General features: G+C 54.0%; 15 protein-coding genes. 12 read left to right on the plus strand and 3 right to left on the minus strand.

The features are described 5' to 3' along the window. Positions 1–24 precede the first annotated feature (24 nt). Entirely contained in the window at positions 25–1,548 is a 1,524-nt protein-coding gene (locus RIC19_RS19710; RefSeq protein ID WP_350180080.1) for a T9SS type A sorting domain-containing protein, read from the plus strand. Positions 1,549–1,610: 62 nt separating this feature from the next. Beyond that, entirely contained in the window at positions 1,611–3,146 is a 1,536-nt protein-coding gene (locus tag RIC19_RS19715; RefSeq protein WP_350180081.1) for a T9SS type A sorting domain-containing protein, read from the plus strand. A 135-nt stretch (positions 3,147–3,281) separates the two neighbouring features. On the opposite strand, the gene RIC19_RS19720 is transcribed toward RIC19_RS19715, so the two are convergent. From RIC19_RS19720 to RIC19_RS19730, 3 genes are all read right to left on the minus strand, one after another. After that, entirely contained in the window at positions 3,282–3,599 is a 318-nt protein-coding gene (locus tag RIC19_RS19720; protein ID WP_350180082.1) for a HigA family addiction module antitoxin, read from the minus strand. A gap of 361 nt (positions 3,600–3,960) precedes the next feature. After that, entirely contained in the window at positions 3,961–4,410 is a 450-nt protein-coding gene (locus RIC19_RS19725) for a type II toxin-antitoxin system death-on-curing family toxin (RefSeq protein ID WP_350180083.1), read from the minus strand. Between the two features lie 3 nt (positions 4,411–4,413). After that, positions 4,414–4,629 carry a hypothetical protein gene (locus RIC19_RS19730; RefSeq protein ID WP_350180084.1) on the minus strand — a complete coding sequence of 72 codons (216 nt, stop codon included), beginning with the start codon at positions 4,627–4,629 and terminating at the stop codon, positions 4,414–4,416. A 325-nt stretch (positions 4,630–4,954) separates the two neighbouring features. Here RIC19_RS19730 and RIC19_RS19735 point away from each other — a divergent pair, with 325 nt between their 5' ends. From RIC19_RS19735 to RIC19_RS19780, 10 genes are all read left to right on the plus strand, one after another. After that, a complete protein-coding gene (locus tag RIC19_RS19735; protein ID WP_350180085.1) occupies positions 4,955–6,205 on the plus strand; it encodes an efflux RND transporter periplasmic adaptor subunit in 1,251 nt (416 codons plus the stop codon). 41 nt (positions 6,206–6,246) lie between these two features. Beyond that, positions 6,247–7,674, plus strand: a complete 1,428-nt coding sequence (locus RIC19_RS19740; protein WP_350180086.1) for a TolC family protein — start codon at positions 6,247–6,249, stop codon at positions 7,672–7,674. A 21-nt stretch (positions 7,675–7,695) separates the two neighbouring features. Beyond that, positions 7,696–8,361 carry an ABC transporter ATP-binding protein gene (locus RIC19_RS19745; RefSeq protein ID WP_350180087.1) on the plus strand — a complete coding sequence of 222 codons (666 nt, stop codon included), beginning with the start codon at positions 7,696–7,698 and terminating at the stop codon, positions 8,359–8,361. 21 nt (positions 8,362–8,382) lie between these two features. After that, positions 8,383–9,723: an ABC transporter permease gene (locus RIC19_RS19750; protein ID WP_350180088.1), complete on the plus strand. Its 1,341-nt coding sequence runs from the start codon at positions 8,383–8,385 to the stop codon at positions 9,721–9,723. Next, positions 9,720–10,892: an ABC transporter permease gene (locus tag RIC19_RS19755; protein ID WP_350180089.1), complete on the plus strand. Its 1,173-nt coding sequence runs from the start codon at positions 9,720–9,722 to the stop codon at positions 10,890–10,892. Before RIC19_RS19750 ends, RIC19_RS19755 begins: the two co-directional genes overlap by 4 nt. Before the next feature lie 44 nt (positions 10,893–10,936). Then, on the plus strand, positions 10,937–12,307 hold the full coding sequence (locus tag RIC19_RS19760) for a sigma-54-dependent transcriptional regulator (protein WP_350180090.1): 1,371 nt from the start codon (positions 10,937–10,939) through the stop codon (positions 12,305–12,307). After that, positions 12,297–13,598, plus strand: a complete 1,302-nt coding sequence (locus RIC19_RS19765) for a sensor histidine kinase (RefSeq protein WP_350180091.1) — start codon at positions 12,297–12,299, stop codon at positions 13,596–13,598. Before RIC19_RS19760 ends, RIC19_RS19765 begins: the two co-directional genes overlap by 11 nt. 353 nt (positions 13,599–13,951) lie before the next feature. Next, complete coding sequence (locus tag RIC19_RS19770; protein WP_350180092.1) at positions 13,952–15,595, plus strand: caspase family protein; 1,644 nt, start codon at positions 13,952–13,954, stop codon at positions 15,593–15,595. A 25-nt stretch (positions 15,596–15,620) separates the two neighbouring features. After that, positions 15,621–16,811 (plus strand): C40 family peptidase, encoded by a 1,191-nt coding sequence (locus RIC19_RS19775; RefSeq protein ID WP_350180093.1) that lies wholly within the window; start codon positions 15,621–15,623, stop codon positions 16,809–16,811. Between the two features lie 33 nt (positions 16,812–16,844). Further along, positions 16,845–18,275 carry a transglutaminase-like domain-containing protein gene (locus RIC19_RS19780; RefSeq protein ID WP_350180094.1) on the plus strand — a complete coding sequence of 477 codons (1,431 nt, stop codon included), beginning with the start codon at positions 16,845–16,847 and terminating at the stop codon, positions 18,273–18,275. Position 18,276 lies beyond the last annotated feature (1 nt).

Raw genomic sequence — 18,276 nt, forward strand, 5'->3', positions numbered from 1 at the left:
CCCTTGCTGACTAAAGCGTATACCATGAAAAAGTATTTATGTGCAGTTGGTTTTCTGCTATGCGTAGTAACGGGAGCAGCACAAAAGCACGATTACATCTGGTTGCAGGGATATGATAGTGATGCTGGTGAGCCAGGAATCGAAGCGAGCATACTTGATTTTAATTTTTCTCCGGTAAAGGTGGACAGTATAAGAACTGGTGGTGGTTTTTATCTTAGTAGTACATCCATCGCAGACCAAGAGGGCGTTTTGCAATTTTATACCGATGGATGCGACATATACAACACTGTCCACCAAGTCATGGAAAATGGAGACAGTATAAACCCTGGAGCGGTTCACCAACTCCAATGCGAAGAAATAGGATATGGCTACACCGCCGGCCGCCAAAGCAGCTTAATCCTGCCCATGCCAGGCAGCGACAGCCTCTACTACCTTTTCCACAAGCGGATCATTTATCAGGAAGAGCCGGTCTTTGATGTCATCACCGACCGCATCCTTTATTCTGTGGTGGATATGAGCGCCAATCAGGGGCTGGGCCGGGTGGTGGAGAAAAATGCTGCCCTTTTTGAGGAGCCTACCGTAGGGGGGCAATTAACGGCAGTGAAGCATGCCAATGGAGAAGATTGGTGGATTGTGAACGCTTTGGATCAATCCCCAGAATATGCTTTTTTTCTACTCGATAATACAGGTGCTGCCTTTTCTCATATAGATTCAATGGGCCTGCCAGCTTCCTATAGTGGATCAAGAGGCGGCCAGGCCAACTTCTCCCCCGATGGCCGCTACTACGCCCGCTACAGTGCCGACGGGCTCTTCCTCATGGAATTCGACCGGCAGGCTGGTGCGCTGAGTGCGTTTCAGCATATCCCCATACCAGACGTGCATGCACGGGGTGGGGTAGCCTTCTCCCCCAGCTCAGAGCTGTGTTACGTCAGCGCTTTTGATACCATTATGCAGTTTGACCTCATGGCACCGGATATTGAAGCTTCTGGTGTTGTCGTTGCGGTGTATGATGGCAATCAAGAATTATTTGCTACTACATTTGGAAATGCACTGTTAGCGCCAGACTGTAAAATTTATATCAACACTTTTGCCAATGTAAAAACCCTTCATATTATCCACCAGCCCAATGAAAGAGGCACAGCTTGTTTTGTTGAACAACATGCCTTGGATTTACCCTTCTGGCACGATAAGGCTCTGCCCAATTTCCCAAACTACCGCCTCGGCCCCCTAATCCCCGGCGAGGCACCGCCTCCGCCCTGCGAGACGGTGGTGAGTACGCCTGCGGTGCCTCCACAGGCCGGGGCGGGCTTTAGCCTTTACCCCAACCCTACCTCCGGGCTCACGACGGTGGAGTTCAGCACCCCGCTTTCCGGCAGGGCCAGGGTAACTCTCTACAGCCTTCAGGGGCAGCCGGTACTACAACAAACAGCAGGAGAAGGCGCACAGCATATCATCCTAGAAACAGCGGTTTTACCCGGCGGGACTTACTTTTGCAGGGTGACAGGAGTTGACGGAATAACGGGCGTGAAGAAGTTGGTGAAATTATAAGATCATAACCAAGGGCTATCCAGTAATGTCTTGGATTGCCCTTGTTGAATAAAGCGTAAAACATGAAACACTGGCTGCAACAAATACTTATACCTATATTTTTGCTTACCCTATACACTGGAAATACCCAGGAGCATGATTATGGATGGATCATAGGCTACAATAGTGAGTCTGCCCCGGGGTACGAGGGTATGATTTTAGACTTTAACGATACCCCCATGCAGGTGAAAGATTATGCTATCAATGCCAACTTGTTTATTAGCAGTGCCTGCATTGCCGATGAAGATGGCAATCCACTGTTTTACACTAATGGCTGTTCGGTGTTTACCAGCACAGGGGCGGTTATGGAAAATGGGGACAGCCTTAATTTTGGGGCTGTTTATGAAGAACACTGTGAGGGGGTTAGGTTTAGCTACACCGCCGGCCGCCAAAGCAGCTTAATCCTGCCCATGCCCGGCAGCGACAGCCTCTACTACCTTTTCCACAAGCGGATCATTTATCAGGAAGAACCGGTCTTTGATGTCATCACCGACCGTATCCTTTATTCCGTAGTGGATATGAGCGCCAATCAGGGGCTGGGCCGGGTGGTGGAGAAAAATATTGCCCTTTTTGAGGAGCCTACGGTCTACGGTGAATTAACCGCTGTGAAGCATGCCAATGGCGAAGACTGGTGGATTGTCAATGCCCTGGACCAATCAGATGAGTATGTTTTTTTTCTGTTCGATAGCAGTGGTCCTTCTTTTTCGCACACCCAGACCCTGGGCGACAGCAGTAGTTTTGACGGTTCTGGCGGCGGCCAGGCCAACTTCTCCCCCGATGGCCGCTACTACGCCCGCTACAGTGCCGATGGGCTCTTCCTAATGGAATTCGACCGGCAGGCCGGGGTGCTGAGTGCGTTTCAGCATATCCCCATACCGGACGTGCATGCACGGGGCGGAGTAGCTTTCTCCCCCAGCTCCGAGCTGTGCTACGTCAGCGCCTTTGATACCATTATGCAGTTTGACCTCATGGCACCGGATATTGAAGCTTCCGGCACCGTCGTCGCAGTATATGATGGGTTTATTGACCTTTTTGCCATCACTTTTGGGAACCTTCAGCTTGGTCCAGATTGCAAAATATACTGCAAGGTATTCGCCGCTGTACCTTATCTTCATGTCATACATCAGCCCAATGAAAGAGGCACAGCCTGTCAAGTGGAGCAAAGGGGCGTAATACTGCCCTATAGAAACTATAGCATGCTCCCCCACTTCCCCAACTACCGCCTTGGGCCTTTAATCCCCGGCGAGGCACCGCCTCCGCCCTGCGAGACGGTGGTGAGTACGCCTACGGTGCCGCCACAGGCCGGGCCGGGCTTTAGCCTCTACCCCAACCCTGCCTCCGGGCTTACGACGGTGGAGTTCAGTACCCCTATCACCAGCCGGGCAAGGGTAACCCTCTATAGCCTTCAGGGGCAGCCGGTGCTACAGCAAACAATAGGAAAAGGCGCGCAGCATATCATCCTTGAAACAGCGGCTTTACCCGGCGGGACTTACTTTTGCAGGGTGACAGGAGTTGATGGATGGACGGGCGTGAAGAAGTTAGTGATAACGGGCAGGTAATTCATAACAGAGCTCACCGAAGCCCCTCAATGAACATATGGTTAAGCGTTTCAATGCATGCTTCAAAAAGATGGAAGGTCTGACGCCAGGTGCGTGGGTAAGGCGGCAATGCAAATAGCATGCACCTGCTACTTGCTAACCTTCATTCAAAAGCCCCTGCAGACTGTAATGCTGATATTGAGCTTTGTTTTTCCTGGCGACTTCAATTAATGTATTCTTGCTTTGTATGTTTAGCCACAATTCCGGATCCAACTGAAAGATTTCCCCCAACTTAATCGCCAGATCCGTATTGATACTACGCTTGCCTTTAAGAATAGCGCTTAAATTGCTTTCCTGGTAGCCAAGGTAACGGGCTAATGTTTTCTTCTTAATAACCAGCACTTCCAGATATTTTTCAAGGAAGTAACCTGCGGGCTTTACCTCAGAAGGAGCATCTGATTCCAGGTAGTGCATCATTTGGAACCTCAGGGACAACAGTTGGTTAGACACCTTTTCTGACTCTTCCTGCTGGCCCGAATGCTGCAGAATCGCTTCCTGCAGTTGCTGGAATGCGGGCGATTTTCGGTCAACGTTACCTTCTCCGGTTCCTTGCAGGCCTCCCGGGTTTATTTTTTTTGCTTATTCATCTTCAAAGTTTGATGTTCAGATATTCCATTATTAAACCCTTTCCTGCTTCAGGGCTTATAAACATTTTTTGCCCGGCGGCTAAAGTCGCTCTGTACCTGGCTTGATAAAGTTCAATGAGTTCAGTTTTGCTATCAAAGGACAAATAGCCTGTGTAGGCGGTTTTTCTTTAGACAACTCGCCCTTCTTTTTATATCGTTTCGATATTTTCTTCAAACCATTTCCTGGATTCATTCAAATTTATTTCACCTGATGCCATTTCCATTGTAAAATGGAACAAGATTTCTTTGATATCTGATCCTGATTCCGGGATTTGTCTATTTTCTAACGCCACCTTGGAAAGGTTTTCTTTTAGTTGGTATCCATTCAATTTCATAAACAACAGTCCACTTTCCAATCCCGTCCGTTTATTACCGTCTTGAAATATATGATTTGATATTATCGTAAACATGTAAACGGCTGCCTTATCGTATATTTTTGGATATACTTCCTGACCAAATACCTCTCCTTTTACTGCCTCTAAAACATATTCAAGACCATTTTCATTTAGCAGATTATTCGGTGGTACAAAATTCCCGCCATGCTGATCAATGGTCATTCTGTTTATCAGGATAATGTCTTCTCTTTCCAGATACTCCATCTCTTATGCCAGAGATTTAAATACCTCTCCATACTTATCAAAATCTTCCTGAATCATCTCTTTCAATCTTGATGACCTGTTATTCTTGACCTTTGGGTCAATGATGCTATTCTCGGACAAAATCTCTGTCAGTATCTCCTTGAAATAATTTGGGTTCTCTATCAAGACCTCTGTTATTACTGACTTTAGCACCTCTTTATCCACTTTTTCGATATTCATCCTATTCTTACGTTTTTACAGCTATCACCTGTTCAACTTTTTTAAACACTCATTCACAAATTTTAGTTTCCTATTTAGCATGCGGGCAACGGTAAGTGAGCTATTGATAGCAATCGCCGTCCATCTTTATGATACAGAACGGCTATGCAAACCAAATTAAGGCTTACATTCCACGTTGTTTGAACTTCCCCTCCGCCCACTTCCAAACACTACGCGTCCGATATCGAACAGGTAGCAAAAACCTCAAAACGTAAAAACCTGATAATCAATACCTCCATTTTTGGCACGACTCCTGCACCCGGCTCAGCAAAACAATACCTGAGAGATGGACCGACCAATATCTGACACCAAGAAAAAGCGCCGCCGGGGCAAAAATGCCCTCCGCATTACCGGGCTGATTGCTGTATTAGTTGGAGCCCTGTTTGTGCTGCGCAGCCTGCTCACCAAAGAGCTGGACTACAAAGATTTTCAAACGGCTACCGTAGAGGTGGGCAAAGTGGAAGAAGCCATCACTGCTTCCGGGCTGGTGGTACCGGCCTTTGAGCAGCAACTCACCGCCCCCATCTCGGCTGCCATTCAGGATGTCCACCGGCAGTCCGGCGATCAGGTGGAGCGGGGGGACACCATTCTCCAACTGGATGAGGAGTACATCCGCCTACAGTACGAGTCGCTGGCCGATCAGCTGGAACTGAAAAAGAACAAAATCACCCGCCTGCGGCACGAGTACGACAAAAACATTCAGGATCTGGCCTACGAAAGCGAAATCAAAGCCCTGCAAATTTCCAGCCTGGAAGCCCAGCTGGCGGACACGAGGCGACTGCGGGAAATCGGCTCTGCCACACCGGAGGAAGTCGATCAGGCCCAATTGCAGTTGGATATTGCCCGGTTGGAAAAGCAAAAACTGGACAATGAACTGCGCTTCCGCGAGCAGGTCCTGCCCGGCGACCGCCGCAACCTGGAACTGGAGGTCCGTATGGAGGAAAAGAAAAGCAGTGAACTGGCCCGCAAGCTCCGGGAAACGAGTGTCATCGCCCCCCGCTCCGGCGTCATCACCTGGATTAACGAAGACCTGGGTAAGCAGGTCAGCGAAGGAGAATTGCTGGTGCGCCTGGCCGACTTGCAGCGTTACCGCATCGAAGCTACCTGCTCCGACCGCTACGCTGGCCAGGTCAAAATTGGTCTGCCGGTGCGGGTACGCATCAACCGGACGGATCTGAACGGGCGCATCTCTACCATCCTGCCGGCCGTGGAGAACAATACCGTGGCCTTCATCGTCGAGCTGGACGAACCCGACCACCCCAAGCTTCGCCCCAACCGCCGCGTGGAGGTCTTCCTGATTGCCAATGCCCGCGAGCAGGCCCTGCGCCTAAAGCACGGGCCGGCCTTCCGGGGCAAAACCATACAGCCGCTGTTTGTCGTGGACGGCAAGGAAGCCCGCCGCACGGAAGCCCGCATTGGCCTCACTAGTGTCGACTACGTGGAGCTGCTGGAAACCGACCTGCAGCCCGGCCAGCAAGTCATCATTTCCGATATGGCTGCCTACGAACACCTGGAGCAGATCAAGCTGGAAGAATAAGCGCCTGCAACTCCTATTCAAAAGCGATCAAAACCTAAGCCATGAAACGAATGATCACCCTATACCTCAGCCTGCTGCCTATCGCCCTCGTGGCGCAGGTGCTGCCCGACAGCCTGCAACTGGAAGCCTTTCTGCAACTGGCCGAAGCGCGCAGCCTGGACCGGCAGCAAGCTGAAACCGACCTGGAACTGGCAGAGCTGGACTTCCGGTTGTTCCGCGCCAGCCAACGCCCGCAGCTCCTGGCGAGCGCCAATCTCCCCAACTACCAGCGTACCGTAAGTGAAATTGTGCAGCCAAATGGCACGGTGCTCTTCCAGCCCATTCGCAACAACAACAGCGCCCTGGGGCTGCGCCTCACACAAGCCATCCCGGCTACCGGCGGCACCCTGTTTGTGCAAAGCAACCTGCAGCGCTTCGATGACTTTGAAGGGAACAACTCCCTCTACAACGGCATACCCGTCCGCATAGGGCTGGCACAACCCCTGTTTGGCTTCAACGAGCAAAAGTGGGCGCAACAACTGGCGCCCGTACGCCTGACCGAAGCGCAGAAGCAATACCGCGCCGACCGGGCCACCATCCGTACCGCAGCCACCCGACTGTTTTTTAATTTCCTTTATGCCCGTACGGAACTCGACATCGCTATTGCCAATCAGGAAAGCAATCAGGAGCTGTTCGATATCGCACAGGAACGACATAACCTGGGCAAAATTTCGGACAGCGACCTGATGCAACTACAAGTCAGCTTGCTCTCTGCACAGCGCAGCCGCCGCAATGCAGAGCAGACCTACCGCGACCGGGCGGCTCAAATCCGGGCTTTCCTGGGCTTGTCGCCGGAGGCTGCCCTGCCCTATCCCAAACGCCCAGGCACGCCTCCCGAGGTTACCCTTGAACCGGAAACAGCCATTGCCGAAGCATTCAAAAACCGCCCGGAGTTGGACCGCTATGCCCGCCGCATTCTTGAAGCCGAACAGGAAGTGGCCCGCGCCAAAGGGCAGGGCGGCTTTCAGGCTGACCTGATCGCTTCTGTAGGCTGGACCCGTTCGGCTCAGGACCTGGAGCAGATTTACCAGTCGCCACTGAACGAACAGCTGCTGCAGGTACAGGTCAGCGTGCCCATATTGGACTGGGGCGCACAGCGTAGCCGCGTAGCCCTGCAGCAGGCCCGCCTCGAACTGGAGCAGCGGCAAGTCCAACAGGAAGAACTGGATTTTCAGACCGATGTACGGCAGACCTTGCAGCAGGTCCAAAACCTGCAGCAGGAGGTACAACTGGCACAATCCCTGACCAACCTGGCACAGGAGCGCTTCCGCATCGCCTTGGAAAGCTACCGCCTCGGCGGCATTGATATCACCAATCTCATCATCAGTCAGCAGGAGAAAGACCTGGCCATGCGCACCTATATTTTCGCCCTGGGCGACTACTGGCAGGCCTACTACGAACTGCAGCGGCTGACTTTAATCGAATTTTAAATTTTCAAAAATACCTACGCCATGATACAGCTTGAAAACATCACCAAAGTCTATCAGACCAAAGTCATTGAAACCACTGCCCTGGACAACATCAACATCGAAGTGCCGGAGGGCGAATTCCTATCCATCATGGGCCCGTCCGGCTGCGGAAAAAGTACCCTGCTCAACATCATGGGCATGATTGATGAGCCCACTACCGGGCAGGTCACGGTTGCCGGAAAGTTGGTGGGCAATTACCACTCCAAAGCCACGGCCCGCTTCCGCAATGAGCAACTGGGCTTCATCTTCCAGAGTTTCCACCTCATCAATGAGCTATCAGTCATCGATAATGTGGAGCTGCCGCTGATCTATCGCCGGGTGTCCGGCAAGCAGCGCCGGCAAATGGCCGAAGCGGCACTTACGCAGGTAGGCCTGAGCAACCGTATGAAGCACTTCCCCTCACAGTTGTCGGGCGGGCAAAAGCAGCGGGTGGCTATCGCCCGGGCCATCGTCGGGCAGCCGCGCATCATCCTTGCTGACGAGCCGACTGGCAACCTCGACTCCGCCATGGGCAACGAAATCATGGACATCCTCATGCGCCTCAATCAGGAGCAGGGCACGACCATCGTCATGGTCACCCACGATGAGACCATGGCCCGCAAGACCCACCGCCTGGTCCGCCTCTTTGATGGGCAGCAAGTATCCTAAAACCGAAAAACACCAAGTCCTATGTTTAGCAGTTATTTCAAATTAGCGATCAAGGTGCTGGGGCGGCACCGGTTTTTCACCTTCATCAGCCTCTTCGGCATCAGCTTCACCCTGATGATTTTGATGGTGACGACTTCCTTCCTGGAGACCGAGCTGGGCAGCCATCCGCCCCTGACCGAAAAAGACCGCATGGTCCTCCTGCCCCGCCTCATCATGAAGAGCCTGGTCACCGATACCACCTGGACGGTAGATACCACGATGCTGGATGGGCAGCCCGCGTACGACAGCACCTTTACGGTAGGCAAACAGCGGCAGAACAGCTATTCCTCATCTTCCCTGAGCTATTCCTTCCTGGACCGCTACATGCGCGATATTCCGGGAGCGGAGGCACACAGTTTCTTCTGCTCAGACACTCAATTTGATATTTTCATCAACGGCAAAAAGCTCAACTTTAAAACCCTGTACAGCGATGCCACCTACTGGGAAATTTTTAACTTTAACTTTCTGGCGGGGCGCTCTTTCCAGCCTTCTGAGGTGGAGCGGCAGGTACAGGTAGCGGTATTGTCGCGCAAAGCCGCCGTGGATTACTTTGGGACAACCGAGCAGGTAGTCGGCCGTAGTATCGAGATGGATGGTAGACAACTGGAAGTCATCGGCATCGTAGAGCAGCCTTCCAACTCCAAGGATTACGTGACTTCAGAGGTGTACCTCCCACTCACCCTGATGTCAGGGTCTGCCCTGACGGAAACCGGCTTCCACGGCCCCTTTGCAGCTGTCTTTCTGGCAGAAAGCCCGCAGGCCCGGTCAACAATTGTGGAATCGATCCGCCAAAAAGCCGACCGTATCCCATTGCCCAACCCGGAAGACTACAACAAGCTGGAGCTCATGCCGGCTACAGTGATCGGGCTGTATGCCTATTACATGATGCCGGTACAGGACGACCCGGAAGGCGCGCTGCAAATGTTTACCCTGGTAGCCATCGGCCTCATGCTGTTGTTTATCCTCCTGCCTACGCTCAACCTCATCAACCTGAACATCAGCCGGGCCATGGAGCGCTCCGCAGAAATCGGGGTGCGTAAGGCTTTTGGCGCCCATTCCGGCAGCATCCTGGCACAGCTTGTGTTTGAGAATGTCGTGCTGACTTTCCTGGGCGGTATCCTGGGCTGGCTCTTTGCCCTTGCCCTGATTTACCTCGTCAATGACAGTCAGGTGCTGGGCGACACCCAACTGCAGTTCAACACCGCCGTCTTCCTGTACAGCCTGCTGATCTGCCTGGTCTTTGGCATCCTTTCCGGCCTGCTGCCCGCCTACCGCATGTCCAAACTTCATATCGTGAACGCCATAAAATTCAACAACCTATGATACGCCATATTTTCCAACTGGTCTGGAACAAGAAGCGGAGCAATGCCCTGTTGTTCCTCGAAATTTTCTTCGCCTTTGCCATCCTTTTTCTGGTGCTGACCTGGGTGACCCGCAACCTGCGCCTGTTCAGCACGCCTTTGGGGTTTGAAACCGAAAACACCTGGATCGTCCACCTGGATTTCTACGATGCCGAAGATACCCTGGCGGCCTCGGCAACCAAAGTCAGGCTGAGGGAAGAATTGCTGGCCCTGCCACAGATAGAAGCAGCCTCCTACGGTGGAGACGTGAGCCCCTTCAGTGGGTCGATCTGGTCGACCAACAACGACAACAACGGTTTTATGATCCAAACCCACCTGGTATTTGCCGATGAGCACTATAAGGATGCCGCCAGGCTGAAACTGGTACAAGGCCGCTGGTTTGACGAAACAGACCGGGACGCCAGGTACAAGCCGGTAGTCATCAGCAAAAAACTATACGACGAAAGCTTTGAGGGCCGCAATTTGCAGGATAGCGTGTACACGATTGACGGGGAAAATAAAATCGTCGGTGTAGTCGACCACTACAAGTACCACGGCGATTTCTCCCCGGAGTACAATGTGACCTTTTTCTACGAGCCCTCCTCCGCTATTGACATGCCTAACCTTCACCTTTTGCTCGCACCGGGCACACCGGTCGCTTTCGAAGAGGAAGTCAACCGTATCGTCACCGATGTCACCGGCAAGAGCGACTTCACCATTGAGCACCTGCAAAAAAGCCGGGATCAGGCTGCCCGGAGTGTATGGGTACCTATGATCAGCATGCTGAGTATTTGCGGATTTCTGGTGCTTAACGTAGCGCTGGGCCTGTTTGGCGTACTCTGGTACAACATCAGCAAGCGGCGGGCGGAAGTAGGGCTCCGGCGTACCCTTGGCGCGAGCCGGACGGAAGTAAGCCTGCAGTTTGTAGGAGAAATCATGATCGTGAGCCTGCTCGCCCTTTTGCTTGGGGCCGTCTTTGCGGTACAGCTCCCTCTGATGGGTGTGCTGGAGGGTGAAATCGAAGCCTTTGACTACTACGTCGCCATGGGGGTAGGTGCAGCCTTCATCATTGGGCTGGTCTTGCTTTGCACCTTCTATCCGTCACAGGAAGCCGGGCGCCTGCAGCCTGCGATCGTGTTGCACGAAGAATAAGGAAAAAGCACCCCATCCCACATAATTTAACTATTTTTCATCCTATGAAACCCAATTCAGCCCATATCCTGATCATCGACGATGACGAAGCGGTCTGCGTTTCGATGAAGCTGCTGCTCAAACGGGCAGGCTACAGCACCGCTTCCATCAACCGGCCTCAGGACATGGAAGAGGCGATGGCCAAAACACTGCCCCACCTTATCCTCCTGGATATGAACTTCACCATCGACACATCCGGGCGGCAGGGGCTGAGGGTCTTGCAACAACTACAAGCCAAACATCCGGAAATTCCGGTGGTGCTGATGACCGCCTGGGCAACCGTCCAACTGGCGGTGGAGGGTATGAAGCTCGGGGCCCGCGACTTCATCGCCAAGCCCTGGGATAACAAAGCGCTGCTGAAAACCATCAAAACGCTGCTGGATTTGCAAAACCCGGCAGACGAACCCACACCTTCTAATGTAGGCTTTGAACACATCGTAGGCGAAGATCCGGCTTTCCTGGAGACGCTGGCGGTAGCCAAACGCATCAGCCCAACGGACGCGAGCGTGCTGATCCTGGGCGAGAGCGGCACCGGCAAGGAAGTCCTGGCAGAAGCCATCCACTATCAGTCGGAGCGGCAGCAGGCGCCTTTTGTGCGGGTCAATCTTGGGGGGATTAGCTCCAGCTTGTTCGAGAGCGAGCTGTTCGGACACAAAAAAGGAGCCTTTACCGATGCCATCGCTGAGCGGGAGGGGCGGTTTGCCAAAGCCAACGGGGGGAGTATTTTTCTGGATGAGATTGGTGACCTGCCCTTGCCCAATCAGGTGAAACTGCTTCGGGTACTGCAGGAGAAGACCTTTGAGCCCCTGGGCAGCAGCGAAACGCTCCGGGTAGACTGCCGCGTCATCAGCGCTACCAACAAAGACCTTTCCGCCATGGTCGCAGAGGGGACTTTCCGGGAAGATTTATTCTACCGCATCAACCTCATCAAGCTCACCCTGCCGCCACTGCGGGACCGCCCGGGGGATATCCCCCTGCTGGCCGATCATTTTCTGGAAACCTTCAAGCGCAATTACCAGCGCCCGGAACTGCACCTGAGCCCGGGTGCCAAAAAGTGGCTGCGGCAACAGCGTTTCCCCGGCAATATCCGGGAGCTGCGCAATCTCATTGAACGCAGCGTACTTGTCTCCGGAACGGCTGCACTGGAAGCCGCAGATTTGCAGCAGCTCTACCAGCCGGCAACGGGCCAATTGCAGGGCGGCCTGCCCCTGCCCGAAGTCGGCAAAGCCTCGCTGGAGGAAATGGAAGTGGAAATGATCCGCCGGACGCTGCGCCACCACGATGGCAACATCACCCTCGTGGCTCAGGACCTGGGGCTGACCCGGTCTGCGGTATACCGCCGGTTACAAAAATACGGAATCCTCTATGCGACTTAACTGGCAGTATTTCCTGTACGTAGCCCTGTTGCATGGACTGCTGGGGCTTATGGCGTATAAGCTTTTGGAAGAAGCGGTAGCCTGGCTCCTTCTGGTGGAAGCCGGACTGCTCCTCTCTTTCGTGCTTTCCTACATTTTGTATCGAAAGTTCACCCGCCCGCTTCGGCTCCTGGGCACGGGCATTGACGCAATCAAAGACCAGGATTTTTCCGTCCGTTTCCGGCCTACGGGCTCTGCAGAGATGGACCGCCTGGTCAAGGTCTACAATCAGATGCTGGACCACATCAGGGAGGAACGGCGTCAGGTGCAGGAGCAGCACTTTTTTCTGGACCGGCTGATACAGGCCTCTCCGGCAGGTATCGTCCTCCTTGATTACGACGGGCACGTTACGGAAATCAACCCGATGGGACTTGAGCTGCTGGGGCTGCGCAATCCGCCGATCGGGCAAAAGCTGGAAGCCATCAACCACCCTATGCTAAAGGAGCTTGCCGGGTGGGACTCCGGACAGTCGGGCATTCTTTCCGGAAAAGGGCAGGAGCGTTACCGATGTGAAGTGGTGCAGTTTGTCCACCGGGGCTTTAACCGCAGGTTCCTCATGATACAGGAGCTATCCAAAGAAATGCTGGCCACCGAGAAGCGGGCGTACGCCAAAGTCATCCGTATGATGGCCCACGAAGTCAATAATTCCATTGGTGCCATCAACTCCATTCTGCAGAGCACCATCGAGGCCTACCCTGAAGTGCCTGGCGACGAGTTTGCCGAGGACATCAAAGCCTCCCTTGAGGTTGCCCATCAGCGCAATCAGCGGCTGAATCAGTTTATGCGCAACTTTGCTGAGGTCGTCCGCCTTCCCGAGCCTAAACTGGAATGGAGGGTGGTAAACACGGTATTAGAGCGCGTACGTCAGCTTATGCTTCCTCTTGCCCAGCAGCAACGTACAGCGGTGGAACTGGTACTGCCGGATCACCCGGTTCGGATGGAGATAGACGAAGAGCAAATCGAGCAGGCACTCGTTAATATGGTCAAAAATGCCCTGGAGTCGCTCGGGGAAGACGGTAAGATTAAGCTGATTTTATCTGCCCACCCTTCTCAGATTATCGTTGCCGACAACGGACCAGGCCTGCCTCCCGGAGCTGAAAAAGAATGGATGTCCCCCTTTTACAGTACCAAACCGGATGGGCAGGGCATTGGGCTTACCCTGATTAAGGAGATTGCCCGGCAGCACAATGGCCGCTGCGAGCTGGAAACCCTCTCCAATGGATGGACGGAGTGCCGGATCCGCCTGGGGTGAATACGACCGGGCCAATGGGCTTTCGTACTGTAGCACAGGGTACAGGCGCTTGCCCACTTTCCTCCTCCCCGTCTGACAAACGCCTACATACATCGAAAAACTCCTAATGTTTTATTAAAGCTTTTGAACTTCGCAATACCCGCACCGGTTGTGCAGTTTTGAAAAGCGTATTGATTAACATCCAAAACCGAGACCTCCACATATGGCAGTACCCCCTACTCTTTACATCTACTCATTGGGCTTTGTACCAAACCCGAAGCCTGCTTGAACAACAGCGTTGATTAACTGCTAAGTACTGATCTTCTTTTTGCATTAGGATTCAGCGTAGTCAGGGCGACAAAAACAACACAACCATGAGGAGGGCTGCACTATTCACACTACTTGTAACGGTATTCACCGTTTCGCTCAGCGCACAAATCGACTGCCAGTCTGGCAATTGCATCAACGGAGAAGGCGTCTGCGTCTACCCTAGTGGTGCCCGCTACGAAGGGCGTTTCCGCGATGGGAAGCCACAGGGGCAAGGTACCCTGTTCTTTTCCGACGGCCGGGAATATACTGGCGACTGGAAAAATGGCTTCAAGGAAGGCCGGGGCATTCTCACCTACCCTAATGGCGACAAGTACACTGGCGACTTCCGGGACAACAAATTCCATGGCCGGGGCATCATGGCTTATGCCAACGACAACCGGTATGAGGGCCACTGGGTCAATGGTCAGCAATCGGGCAAGGGCACGTTCCACTTCGCCAATGGGGACCGCTACGAGGGCGGCTTCATGGCCGGGCAATTCAATGGGATGGGGGCCATGCACTATTCTGATGGTTCGGTCTACGACGGGCAATGGAAAGACAACGACCGCCACGGACGAGGGAACCTTTCCTTCACGGATGGGGAAGAGATCGTAGGCGAATGGTCAGACGGGCAGTACCTGGCCGACTGGAGCAAGTTTGGTTATGAAGGGGACACCATCAACCTCCGCAATTGCAATAATATAGACTGCCGGAACGGTAAGGGTAAATTCAGCTATCAGGATGGCTCCAAATATGTAGGGGACTTCCGCAACGGGCAGCCCGAAGGGCACGGCACAGTTTACTACGTCAGTGGCAGCAAATACATGGGCAGCTGGAAAGACCACACCCCCCACGGCCGGGGCGTGATGTACTACGCAAGTGGCCGCGTGGTAGGTGCCATCTGGGACTTCGGCAAGCCTGCCAAAAAGCTCTTCGTGGAAGGCGGCACCGATCAGCAAATGCCGGTGGCCGTGGAAAGAGACCCCAAAGTGAAAATCTGGGCCGTCATCATTGGCGCTGCGACCTATTCCTACATGCCCACCCTGCGCTATACCGACGACGATGCCTATCAGCTTTATGCCTTCCTCAAAAGTCCGGAAGGGGGCGCAATCCCCGATGAGCAGATGCGCCTGCTGATCGATGAAGACGCGACTTACCGCAACATTAAGGAAGCCATGCGCACTACCTTTATGCGGGCCGATGAGAATGACGTGATCCTGTTCTACTTCTCCGGCCATGGCCTGCAGGGCTTCTTCATGCCAGTCGACTACGATGGCTACCACAACAAGCTCATGCATGAAGATATCAGGTTTATGCTCGAGAACAGCCGGGCCAAGCACAAAGTCGTACTGGCGGATGCCTGCCACTCCGGTAGTTTGCTGGCGCGCCGCGGTGGTGCAGCCGGCGATCTCAGCCGGTTGTACAAAGCCTTTGAAGATACCAAGGGCGGACTGGCCCTCATGATGTCCTCCAAGGGGGAAGAGTACTCTCTGGAAGACGGCGGGCTGCGTTCCGGTATTTTCAGCCACTTCATGGTGCGCGGGCTGAAAGGCGAAGCAGACAACAACCACGACGGCATCGTGAATATTCAGGAGCTGTTTGATTTTGTGCATCAGCAGGTGCGCCGATATACCGGAAATGTGCAGACGCCAACGCTCACCGGGGAGTTTGACCACCGTATGCCGATTGCGGTGGTGCGGGAGGATTAAATTCTTTATCTTCCCGGTAAAAAAGATGCGAAACCTTCTTTTTGCCCTCGCCCTCCTACTATCTGCCGCAGGCTGCAGCTCCGGTGAGCAGGCGGAGGCACCACAGCCACCGGCTGAGCTTTCTGACCTGATTGACCAACTCAAGGCAGCCCACGCTCCCGACAAGCGGGTAGCCCTCTTCGATATCCGCGCAGAACAGCAGGACGGCCAATGGCTGCTCACCGGCGAAACCAATTTGCCTAATGCTAAATCCGCTTTGGAGTCAGAAGCAGAAGCACTGGGGTACGCCACCACGGTACAGCAACTGCCGGATGAAGCCCTGGAAGGTCTGCATTACGGCATCGTGAATCTCTCCGCCTGCAATATCCGCTCCAAGCCGGGGCATTCTTCCGAACTATCAACGCAGTCCACCCTGGGCACCCTCCTCAACGTACTGAAAAAAGAAGACGGCTGGTACCTCGTGCAAACCCCCGATGGCTACCTGGGCTGGCTGGATTCCGGAGGTTTTGAGCTGACCGATAAGGCCGGTGCAGACGCCTGGGTCAATAACGAGCGGGTGATTTACCTGCCGGATTTTGGTTTTTCCTACAGCGACCCGGGCGGAGAAGGCATCGTTTCTGATCTGGTGGCCGGCAATATCCTGCGCAAGCTGGGGCAGGAGGGCGGCTTTACGAAAGTACAGTACCCCGATGGCCGGGAAGCCTACATTATGGCCGATGAAGCCATGGATTATCAGGCCTGGCTCGACAGCCGCTCGCCTACAGCGGAGAACATCCTCCGTACCGCAAGCCGCTTCATGGGGCGCCCCTACCTTTGGGGCGGCACCTCTGGCAAAGGCGTGGACTGCTCCGGGTTTACCAAAACGGTTTTTTACCTGAACGGGCTGATGTTGCCCCGGGACGCTTCCCAGCAGGTGCACACCGGCGTGGAAGTGGAAACCGATACCACCTTCTCCAACCTCCTGCCAGGCGATCTCCTTTTCTTTGGTCGGAAAGCTACCGCCGAAAAGCCGGAGAAGATTACCCATGTAGCCATTTATCAGGGTGACGGCGCTATCATTCACGCCTCCGGGCAGGTCCGGGAAGAAAGCCTGCGCCGGGGCGATTCCACCTTTACTGAATACCGGCTGACGTCTTTTGTACGGGCCAGGCGTATGCTCGTGGATCAGCCCACGGAGTACGGGATATTGCCCTTGGCAGAAGTGCCGGGCTATTAAACATATCATGTAAAAAAATCAAGTCCATACGCCATGCGAAGCTTACTGTCTGCACTAATCTTGCTGATGATGATTCCTCTGTCCGCTCAGACCGGCTTTCCTGACATTGATCAGGCTATAGACGAAGGGGAATACCGGACCGCTCAGGACCTCATGGCCAGCCGTATTGCCGAGGGAGGGCTGGAAGCGGCCACTGCCTATCAGCTACAACTACAGTCCGCCCTGCTCGACCGTATCAAGCTTGACTTTTCGCGGGATGAAGCCTACATCCGGGAGACGCTGGGCGCTTACTTTCCCAACCTGACCGATGCACAGCTACGGGCTTGGGAGGAGAGCGGCGAACTGGAAATGCGCGTTATTGAAGGCAAAAAGCGCTACTTCCGGAATGCGGTGTGGAACCTTTTCCGGGTAAATGCGGAGGCCAAAGCCCGGAAGGAGGAAGTGGATGGCCCCGGCAGTCAAACCCTGGACAGTTTCCTGCAGGTGTACCTGCCCCGCGCTGTGGAGGCGGTAAAAGGGGAGGATGCACCCATTGCCCGTCCCCGCACCCTCAAGCTCACGTACACCCTGCGCGTGAAGCCCGATGCCGTACCCCACGGCGAGATGGTCCGCGCCTGGCTGCCTTATCCGCGTACGAGCCGCGACCGCCTGGCTGCTCCGCAATTGCTCAATGCGAGTGAGCCGCATTACATTATTTCGCCCCTTAGCTATCCGCATACGTCCATTTACATGGAAAAGCCGGCACTGGCGGGGGAGTGGACGGAATTCCAGTACGAAGTATCCTACACGGCTTACGACCACTGGCAGGATTTGCGGAATGCGAAAGTGGAGCCTTACGATACCTCCTCTATGCTGTACCAATACTACACGCAGGAGCGGGCAAAGCACATCCGCTTCACGCCGGAGGTACAGCAGCTCGCTCAGGACATCGTTGGCAATGAGCAGGACCCCGTTCAAAAAGCCTGGCTTATCTATCAGTGGATTGGCGAAAATATTCCCTGGGCGAGTGCGCTGGAGTATTCTACCATGCCCAATATCCCAGCCTACTGTATCGAAAATCAGCGGGGGGACTGTGGGATGAAAGCCTTATTATTTATTACGCTCTGCCGTTATGTGGGCATTCCGGCAAAGTGGCAGAGCGGTTGGTTCCTTTATCCAGTCAGCAAAAACCTGCATGACTGGTCGGAGCTGTACTTCGAGGGGCTGGGCTGGGTGCCCGTTGACCCCGATTTCAATCTGCAGGCCATTGAAGACCACCCGGAGGCCCGCCGCTTTTTCTTTGGCGGTGCGGATGCCTACCGACTGATTGTCAATGATGGTTTTTCCGGTGATTTCTTTCCGGCCAAGGTGCACCCCCGCAGTGAAACGGTGGACTTTCAGCGGGGCGAAGTGGAATGGCGTGGGGGGAATTTGTACTTCAATCAGTGGCGGTACAATATGGCGATTGAGTTCGAAGAAGAGTGAT

The organism is Phaeodactylibacter sp. (assembly GCF_040219495.1).
In the GTDB taxonomy this organism is placed as follows: Bacteria; Bacteroidota; Bacteroidia; order Chitinophagales; family Saprospiraceae; genus Phaeodactylibacter.